This window comes from Actinomadura sp. B10D3 (assembly GCF_039871695.1).
GTDB classification, from domain to species: Bacteria; Actinomycetota; Actinomycetes; order Streptosporangiales; family Streptosporangiaceae; genus Spirillospora; species Spirillospora madurae.
Window position 1 is genome coordinate 1 of record NZ_JBDPLY010000084.1, and the last position, 1,514, is coordinate 1,514.

2 protein-coding genes are annotated in these 1,514 nt (G+C 69.0%); both read right to left on the bottom strand.

Annotated elements, in window-relative coordinates:
• Positions 1-60: 60 nt before the first annotated feature.
• Positions 61-510, bottom strand: coding sequence for a hypothetical protein (locus ABGB11_RS42340; protein WP_347641349.1), 450 nt, complete (start codon positions 508-510; stop codon positions 61-63).
• The gene (locus ABGB11_RS42345) at positions 507-1,409 is read right to left on the bottom strand and encodes an IS5 family transposase (protein WP_347641350.1); all 903 of its coding nucleotides are present in this window, start codon (positions 1,407-1,409) and stop codon (positions 507-509) included. The genes ABGB11_RS42340 and ABGB11_RS42345 overlap by 4 nt, the downstream gene beginning before the upstream one ends.
• Positions 1,410-1,514 lie beyond the last annotated feature (105 nt).

A 1,514-nucleotide genomic window follows, 5' to 3' on the forward strand; every position in this document is an offset into this window, starting at 1 on the left:
AGAGGGAGTTTTGAGAGTGGTCGGCTGGTCTGTGTGTTGTGCTGGGTGATGGGGCGAATTTCAGTGTTCGCTGTGGTTCAGGGTGAACAGTCCTGGTTGATGTTCGGCGAGGAGGTCGCGGGCAACGAGCCGCTTGAGCTTGGCGCGCATGGCCTCGATGTGGCGGGGCTCGGTGCCGGTGTCCAGGGTGTGGCATAGGTCTTTGCAGCGCAGAGCGGTGTCACTGCTGGTGAAGGCGGCCAGGATGTCCTGGTAGGCGGTTGGGAGCGTGTCGATCGGTGTGGTGCCCGGCTGTGGTCGGTCGGGTTCGGGGTCGGCGACCTCCAGCAGCGTCCGGCGGGTCAGCCGCAGCCGTTCCAGGCGCTGCTGGGCATGTTCGAGCTGCTCGGACAGCTCGGCGATCATCGCCTGGAGCCGTTGGAGTTGGGCTTGGGCGGTGTGTTCGCAGGTCTCCAGGTGGGCCAGCAGCTCGTTCGGAACGCGGGGCCGCCGGTCGTCGGGATCGGTCACGCCGCCCGCGTCGGCGCTTGGGCCGCGGCCGGCGGTCCCTGCGGGCTGCTGGGGGCGCGGGTCGGCGGGGCGGGGGCGCGCCAGGTCGCGGTGGCGGTGCGGGTCAGGCGGCGGGTCATGTTGGTGGTCATCGCCCAGTAGATCCGCGACTCGGCGCTGGCCGGGTCGCGTTCGTAGTCACGGACCAGGCGGCGGTGCCACATCAGCGTGCCGAACACCTGCTCGGCGATCCACCGCTTGGGCAGCGGCACGAACCCGCGGACCTGCGGGTCGCGCCGTACCACCCGCACGTCGATGCCCAGGGCCGTGCCGTGGCCGGTCACGGTGTTCTTGAACCCGGCATCGGTCCACACCGTGCGCACCGCGGGGGCGTCGAGGGCGACCTTGTCCAGCAACGCGGTGCCGATGGGGTTGTCGTGCACGCTGGCGGCGGTCACCACCACCGCGATCACCAGGCCCAGCACATCGGAGGCGATGCCGCGCTTGCGGCCCCGGCGCTTCTTGCCCGCATCGGTCCCGGTCGTGCCGGCCGGGACGGTGGCGGCCGCCTGCACGCTCTGGGTGTCCATGTTGACGGCGGTGGGGTCCTCGGCGCGCCCGGCGCGTTCACGGACCTGGCAGCGCAGCAGGTCGTGGACGGCCTGGTCGGTGCCGTCATCACGCCAGCGGTAGAAGTAGTACTCCACCGCGGTGTGCGGCGGCAGGTCGTGCGGCATGTACCGCCACTGGCAGCCGGTCTTGCTCTGGTACCGGATCGCATTGACGATCTCGCGCATCGCATAGGCGCCCCGGTGGCCGCTGACCGAGGGGTGCCGGGCCTTCCAAGCGGCGATGAACGGCTCGATCAGCGCCCACTCTTCGTCACTGAGGTCACTGGGGTACGGCTTACGCTCACCCATGCCATCAGTGCAGCTCAGCCACACCCATGGTCACAATCCACCGCCATATGATTGTCACTCACAGTGACTAGTCATACTGGAACGCTCGGCCACAAAACTCCCTCT

Coding starts and splice junctions, on each gene's coding strand:
- ABGB11_RS42345 (WP_347641350.1), bottom strand. CDS start 1,409: ATGGGTGAGCGTAAGCCGTACCCCAGTGACCTCAGTGACGAAGAGTGG.